General features: G+C 72.8%; 6 protein-coding genes. 2 read left to right on the top strand and 4 right to left on the bottom strand.

Annotation, left to right across the window (positions count from 1 at the left end; translation table 11 throughout):
- Nucleotides 1-685: FUSC family protein (locus tag ACVMLK_RS18870; protein ID WP_457487278.1), on the bottom strand; the 685-nt coding region annotated here is incomplete at its 3' end.
- A 118-nt stretch (nucleotides 686-803) separates the two neighbouring features.
- Entirely contained in the window at nucleotides 804-2144 is a 1341-nt protein-coding gene (locus tag ACVMLK_RS18865; protein WP_198367456.1) for a dicarboxylate/amino acid:cation symporter, read from the bottom strand.
- Between the two features lie 281 nt (nucleotides 2145-2425).
- On the opposite strand from ACVMLK_RS18865, the gene ACVMLK_RS18860 reads away from it, so the two are divergent.
- Nucleotides 2426-4288 carry a sensor histidine kinase gene (locus tag ACVMLK_RS18860; RefSeq protein ID WP_457487277.1) on the top strand — a complete coding sequence of 621 codons (1863 nt, stop codon included), beginning with the start codon at nucleotides 2426-2428 and terminating at the stop codon, nucleotides 4286-4288.
- Nucleotides 4289-5626, top strand: a complete 1338-nt coding sequence (locus ACVMLK_RS18855; protein ID WP_457487276.1) for a sigma-54-dependent transcriptional regulator — start codon at nucleotides 4289-4291, stop codon at nucleotides 5624-5626.
- 100 nt (nucleotides 5627-5726) lie between these two features.
- On the opposite strand, the gene ACVMLK_RS18850 is transcribed toward ACVMLK_RS18855, so the two are convergent.
- Nucleotides 5727-6191 carry an acyl-CoA thioesterase gene (locus ACVMLK_RS18850; RefSeq protein WP_457487275.1) on the bottom strand — a complete coding sequence of 155 codons (465 nt, stop codon included), beginning with the start codon at nucleotides 6189-6191 and terminating at the stop codon, nucleotides 5727-5729.
- A 368-nt stretch (nucleotides 6192-6559) separates the two neighbouring features.
- On the bottom strand, nucleotides 6560-6930 hold a 371-nt coding region (locus ACVMLK_RS18845), incomplete at its 5' end, for a hypothetical protein (protein ID WP_457487274.1).

Below are 6930 nucleotides of genomic sequence, written 5' to 3'. Positions count from 1 at the left end.
CCGCGCCCTGTGCCGCGGCGATGCCGGCGTGCAGGCCGATCAGGCTGGCATGCGCGGCCGAGACGGCCTGCAGCCCGGCCCGCGCCCGCTCCAGCCCTTCCTCCGGCCGGCCGGCCGCCGCCGCCTCCACCGCCGCCCGGCAGCCCTGCAGCGCCTCCGCGAGGCGGCGCAGCAGGTCGCGCGCCGCGTCGTCGATCTGCCGCACCGGATCGGGCGTCATCAGGATCTGGCTGAACACGAGGCCGATGGTGGTGCCCACGGCCACATCGAGGTAGCGCACCAGCCCGGCCTGGGCCGGGCCCACGGCGAGGACCAGCACGGCCGAGACCCCGGCCTGGATCGGCACCACCGGCGGTTGCCCGTAGCCGGCGGCGATGAGGATGGCGAGGAAGCTGCCGAGACCGACCCGCAGCAGCGGATAGGTGTCGGGCAGCAGCAGGGCCAGCTCACCGACGACGATGCCGGTGGTGACGCCGAGCATCAGCCCGACCGCCTGCCGCCCGTGGCTCGGCAGCCCCGGCGCCAAGCAGACCAGCGCGGTGACCGCCGCGAAGACCGGGTGCGAATGGCCGAAGGCGGCCACCGAGACCATCCAGGCCAGCGCCGCCGCCAGCGAGGCGGCGAAGGCGTCGCGCCAGGCCAGGCCCAGCCGCCCGAGCCATCGCGCCCCGATGGAGGCCGGCATGCCTTCTCCCTTTCTCGGCCGGAGTCGCTCCGGCCAGTCTGCCGCCTCCGCGCCGCCCGGGGAATGGCGGGCGGCGCGGCGCGCCCCCCCCCAGGCGCGGGGGGGAAAGCCCTTACCCTTACTCGGCGGGCTGCAGCGCCAGATCCTCCTCCACCGGCAGGGGCGCGCCCTTCAGCGCGGACTGCAGGCGGACGGTGTCCAGCTCGCCCTCCCACCGGGCGACGACGATGGTGGCCACCGCGTTGCCGACCAGGTTGGTGAGCGCGCGGCACTCAGACATGAAGCGGTCGATGCCCAGGATCAGCGCCATGCCGGCGACGGGGACGGAGGGAACCACGGAGAGCGTCGCCGCCAGGGTGATGAAGCCCGCGCCGGTGATGCCCGCCGCGCCCTTGGAGGAGAGCATGGCGACCAGCAGCAGCAGCACCTGGTCCCAGATCGACAGCTCGATGCCGCAGGCCTGGGCGATGAACAGCGCCGCCATGGTCATGTAGATGTTGGTGCCGTCGAGGTTGAAGCTGTAGCCGGTGGGCACCACCAGCCCGACCACGGACTTCCTGCAGCCGGCGCGCTCGAGCTTCTCCATCAGCGTCGGCAGCGCCGCCTCGGAGGAGGAGGTGCCGAGCACCAGCAGCAGCTCCTCCTTGATGTAGCGGATCAGCGCCAGGATGGAGAAGCCGTTGTAGCGCGCGACGGCGCCCAGGACCACGAGCACGAAGAGCAGCGCGGTGACGTAGAAGGTGGCGATCAGCAGCGCCAGGTTGGCGATCGAGCCGATGCCGTACTTGCCGATGGTGAAGGCCATCGCGCCGAAGGCACCGATGGGCGCGGCCTTCATCAGGATGGCGACCAGCTTGAACATCGCCGCCGAGGCCGAGTGCAGCAGGTTCATCACCGGCTCGGCATGGTCGCCGATGGCGGAGAGCGCGATGCCGAAGAGCACGGCGAAGAACAGCACCTGCAGGATGTCGCCGGAGGCGAGGGCGGCCACCGGCGAGGCCGGGATGATGTTCATCAGGAAGCCGGTGATGGTGCTCTCATGCGCCTTGGCCGCATAGCCGGAGACGGCGCTGGCATCGAGCGAGGCGGGGTTGATGTTCAGCCCCGCGCCCGGCTGGACGATATTGGCGATGATCAGGCCGATGATCAGCGCCAGGGTGGAGAAGGTGAGGAAGTAGAGCATGGCCTTGCCGGCGACCCGCCCGACCTTGCCGACATCCCGCACGCCGGCAATGCCGACCACCACGGTCAGGAAGATGACCGGGGCGATGACCATCTTCACCAGCTTGATGAAGGCATCGCCCAGCGGCTTCATCTCGGCGCCGGTCTGCGGATAGAAATGCCCGAGCAGGATGCCGACCGTGATGGCGGCCAGCACCTGGACATAGAGATGCCGGTAGAAGCGCCTGGGCTTGACGGGCGGTGCCTTGCCGGCGACGGCGTGTTCCACGAAGGCCATGGTTGTTTCCTCCACCTTGGGGGCCCGCCATCGCCCTGCTCGGGATGTCGGGATGACAGCTGGATCAGGCCGCCCGGGGACACGGTCCGCGGATCGGCATGCCCCCCTCCATGGCAAGCCCGATGCCAGACCGCCGCGGCGGTTGGCATCCGGCCCAGATCATTGATCTTATACATGTTTAGAATGTGCCACCCCGCCGCCTCCGCCGCCGCCCGTGCGGATTTCCGCCCGGTTGACGCGGTCCCTGTGCGGAGATCCGCACGGATCCGTCCGGGCCTCCCGTGCTGACCTCCCTGCCGCGCGGGGTCCGGCGCGCCGCGCTGGCGCTCGCCGCCCTGACCCTCCTGGTGGCCGCGGACCGGCTCGCCGGGCGCCTTGCCACGCGCTTCGTCCTGGCCGAGATGGAGGCGGGCGCGCGCGCCGCGGCCGAGCTTCGCGCCACCGTGCTGCGGGCCGAGATCGAGAAGCAGCGCAGCCTGCCGGTGATCCTGGCACAGGACCCGGACCTGATCCGCGCCCTCGATCGGCCGGAGCCCGGCCGCCTGGCGGCGCTGAACGTCAAGCTGGAGCGGCTGGCGGAAGGCACGCGCACCGCCGTCATCTATGCGCTGGACCGGGAGGGGCGCACCGTCGCGGCCAGCAACTGGCGCAGCGACACGAGCTTCGTCGGCCAGGACTACGCCTTCCGACCCTATTTCCAGGAGGCGCTCGGGAGCGGCGCGGCCGAGCATTTCGCCCTCGGCACCGTCAGCCAGCGGCCGGGCCTCTACCTCACGCGCCGGCTGGAGGATGCCGGCGGGCCGCTCGGCGTCATCGTGGTCAAGGCCGAGTTCGCGGAGGTGGAGGAGGCGTGGCGGCGCCTGCGCGAACCGGTGCTGACGACCGACGACCGCGGCATCGTCACCGTCACCAGCGTGCCGGAATGGCATTTCCTGGCCACCCGGCCGCTGGAGCCCGCCGCCCGGGAGGCGATCCGCGGCAGCCTGCAGTTCGGTGAGACGCCGCTGCGCGACCTGGCCTTCACCCCCCATCAGGCGAGCGACGGCCACGGCCTGCTGCGGCTCGACGAGCCGGCGGCGCGCGGCCTCTTCCTCCCCGTCTCCACCCCCGTGCCGGGCACCGGCTGGAGCCTGACCCTGCTGGCTCCCACCGCGCCCACGCTGGAGGCGGCCCGCGCGGCCGCCCGGGCCTGGGCCCTGCTGCTCGGCCTGGCGCTGATAGCGCTGCTCGGCCTCACCCTGCGGCGACGGCGGCGCATGGCGCGGGAGCGGCGGCGCGAGGCGGAGCGGCGCCGGGCGCTGGAGGCCGAGGTCGGCCAGCGCACCGCCGAGCTCAGCGCCGCCAATGCCAGCCTTCGCGCCGAGGCCGAGGAGCGGCAGCGGGCCGAGGCGGCGCTGCACCGCATGCGCGACGAGCTGGGCCAGGCCAACCGGCTTGCCATCCTCGGCCAGATCACCGCCAGCGTGGCGCACGAGATCAACCAGCCGGTCGCCGCCATCCGCAGCTTCGCCGACAATGCCGCCGAATTCGTGGCGCGCGGCGAGGCCGCCATGGCCGGCCGCGGGCTGGCCACCATCGCCGCCCTCACCGAGCGCATCGGCACCATCACCGCCGGGCTGCGCGGATTCGCCCGCAAGGCCACCGGCGAGGTGGAGCCGATGCCGATCCGCACCGCCATCGAGGGCGCCCTGCTGCTGCTCGGCCACCGCCTGCGCCACGAGGGCATCGCGGTCTCGCTGGCGATCGAGGGCGAGCCGTGCGTGCGGGCCGAGCGCGTGCGGCTGGAGCAGGTGCTGGTGAACCTGATCCAGAACGCCATCGAGGCGCTGCACGGCGCGGCGGCGCCCCGCATCGCCATCTCCGCCGCCGCCACGGGCGGGCGGGTCCGCGTCCGCGTCGCCGACAACGGGCCGGGACTGCCGCCCGAGGTCCGGCGTTCCTTGTTCATGCCGTTCACGACCACCAAATCCGCCGGGCTCGGACTGGGGCTGGTGATCTCGCGCGGGATCCTGGCCGATCTGGGCGGCACGCTGGAGGCGCCGGAGACGCCGGGCGGCGCCAGCTTCGTCATCACGCTGGACGAGGCCGGCCCAGAGATGAGCGAGGGGATGAGCCGGGAGACGGGCCAGCGAGGGAGCGGCTGAATGGATGTCGTGTTCGTCGATGATGACGACACTCTGCGCGAGGCCAACCTGCAGAGCTTCGCCCTGGCCGGGCTGGAGGCCATGGCCGTCGCCTCGGCGCCGCGCGCGCTCGAGGTGGTGGACGCGGAGTTTCCCGGCGTCGTCGTCACCGATGTGCGGATGCCCGGCATGGACGGGATCGCCCTGTTCCACGAGTTGCGCCGCCGCGACCCGGACCTGCCGGTGATCCTGGTCACGGGTCATGGCGACATCCCGATGGCGGTCGCGGCGATGCGCGAGGGTGCCTATCACTTCCTGCCCAAGCCCTACGCGGTAGCCGAGCTGGTGTCGGCGGTGCGGCATGCCCTCGAGAAGCGGCGGCTGGTGCTGGAGAACCGCCGCCTGGCCCGCGCGGTCGAGGCCGGGGCCGATACCAGCCTGCTCGGCGACGCGCCGGCCATGCAGGCGCTGCGCCAGCGGCTGCGGCAGATCGCCGATACCGGTGTCGACGTGCTGATCGAGGGCGAGACCGGCAGCGGCAAGGATGTCGTCGCCTCCGCCCTGCACCGCTGGAGCCGCCGCGCGCACCGGCCCTTCGTCGCCCTCAACTGCGGTGCCCTGCCGGAGAGCGTGATCGAGAGCGAGCTGTTCGGCCACGAGGCCGGCGCCTTCACCGGCGCGCAGAAGCGCCGCATCGGCCGCATCGAGCATGCCGATGGCGGCACGCTCTTCCTCGACGAGATCGAGGCCATGTCGCCCGCCGTCCAGGTGAAGCTGCTGCGCGTGCTGGAGAGCCGCGAGATCGCGCCGCTCGGCACGAACGAGGTGCGGCGGCTCGACCTGCGCGTCGTCGCCGCCACCAAGGTCTCGCTGCTCGATCTGGCGCGGCGCGGCCGGTTCCGCGAGGATCTCTACTACCGCCTGCACGTGGTGACGCTGCGGGTCCCGCCGCTGCGGGAGCGGCGCGCCGACATCCCGCTGCTCTTCGCGCATTTCCTGGAGCGCGCGGCGGCACGCTTCGGCCGCGCGGCGCCGCCGCCCGGCGAGGCGGTGCGGCGGCACCTCGTCACGCATGACTGGCCGGGCAATGTGCGCGAGCTGACGCACTACGCCGAACGCGTCGCCCTCGGGCTGGCCGAGGACACGCCCCTGCCCGGCGGCGGCAGGGAGGATGACGCGGCCCCGCTGCCGCAGCGCGTCGATGCCTTCGAGGCGGCGGCCATCACGGAGGCGCTCGCGGCGCATCAGGGCGATGTGCGGGCCGTGGCGGAGGCGCTCGGCCTGCCGCGCAAGACCTTCTACGACAAGCTGAAACGCCACGGCATCGACCCGAACGACCACCGTCCGGGCCGCCGCTAGAGCAGATCCCGATCACCGGATCGGGTGGAGATGCCCGCGAGAACAGGTGGCTGGAGCGTCTGCCGTGGGCCAGGGCGAACGGACGACGCTCCAGGCGGCCTCAGCGCTTCAGGGCGAGGCGCCGGGCGGGCGGTCCCACGGGCGCGGTCGCGAAGGCGGCGCGCACATCCTCCGGCCATTCCGCCACCTTGCGCCGCCCTAGATCGACGCAGAGGAACAGCAACTCGCATTCCGCGCTCTCCCAGCCCTCCTCGGCGTGGAACAGGCGGTGGCGCAGCAGCAGGCGCTTGGCGTCATGCGCGATGATCTCGGTGCTGGCGGCGAGCGGCATGCCGAGCGTCACCTCGCGCCGGTAGGCGATCCAGTTCTCGGCCGCGAAGGTGCCGAGGTCGCGCTCGCGGAAGCCGGGGCCGAGACGAAGGGCGGGCCAGACGACATCGGTCGCCATGTCGAAAGCCACGACATAGTAGGCCAGGTTCATATGGCCGTAGTGATCCACCCATTCCGGGCGGACGGCGCCGACGGCGAAGCGTTCCGCCCAGGGTTGCACCGTCACGTCGCTCATGGCCAGGCGGCCTCCTCTCTCCTTCGCCGCTTCGGGGAAGCGGTTCGCACCCGGCCGGTTAAATCGGGCCGGGCCGGGCGGCACAAGGGGCCTCTGGCGGCGCGCCGCCGGTGGCGGGACGCATCCCCGCACGGGCTGTGCGTGAAAAAGGCCCCGGATGTCGCCATCCGGGGCCTCCTAGCATTGCCTGCGGGCGGCTGGCGCCCACCGCACGGGCCTTCTCAGGCCGGCACGGCCTCCCGCGATCCGGAGAGCCGGGACGGGGCGTGGCACGCCGACATCAAACAATGAGACACCGGATCACCTCCTTTCATGCTGTTGCTGGGACAGATGACATGGGCCGCCGGCCGGCTGGCCGCAAGCCTTCCTCAGCCGGGATCGGGAGGCGCGTATTCGCTGACCAGGGGCCGCAGCCGCTCCGGTCCGGGGTCGAAGGGGGCGAGCAGGCGGACCTCGCCACCCTGCGCCAGGACCTCCTCCCCCGTCTCGTCCAGCCGGACGCCCCTGACCAGCAGCAGCGCCGTCTCCGGCTGCCGTTCGGCCAGGGCCATGAGTTCGGCGCGGCCGAGCGGCACCGGTGCCGCGGTGGCGGTGCTGGCGCGGACCAGGACATGCAGCCGGGCGCCCCGGCGGCGGGCCACCAGATCCAGTGGCTGGCCGCGCGGTGCCGGCCGTACCGTCCAGCCGAGCGCCTCGAGATGCGCCCGCGCCACCGCCAGGCCATGCGCCACCACGGCGG

The sequence above is a fragment of the Teichococcus aerofrigidensis genome (assembly GCF_054073225.1).
The sequence above is the reverse complement of the archived record's forward strand: the minus strand, read 5'-3'. Positions and strand labels throughout refer to the sequence as shown.

Coding starts and splice junctions, on each gene's coding strand:
- ACVMLK_RS18865 (WP_198367456.1), bottom strand. CDS start 2,144: ATGGCCTTCGTGGAACACGCCGTCGCCGGCAAGGCACCGCCCGTCAAG.
- ACVMLK_RS18850 (WP_457487275.1), bottom strand. CDS start 6,191: ATGAGCGACGTGACGGTGCAACCCTGGGCGGAACGCTTCGCCGTCGGC.
- ACVMLK_RS18855 (WP_457487276.1), top strand. CDS start 4,289: ATGGATGTCGTGTTCGTCGATGATGACGACACTCTGCGCGAGGCCAAC.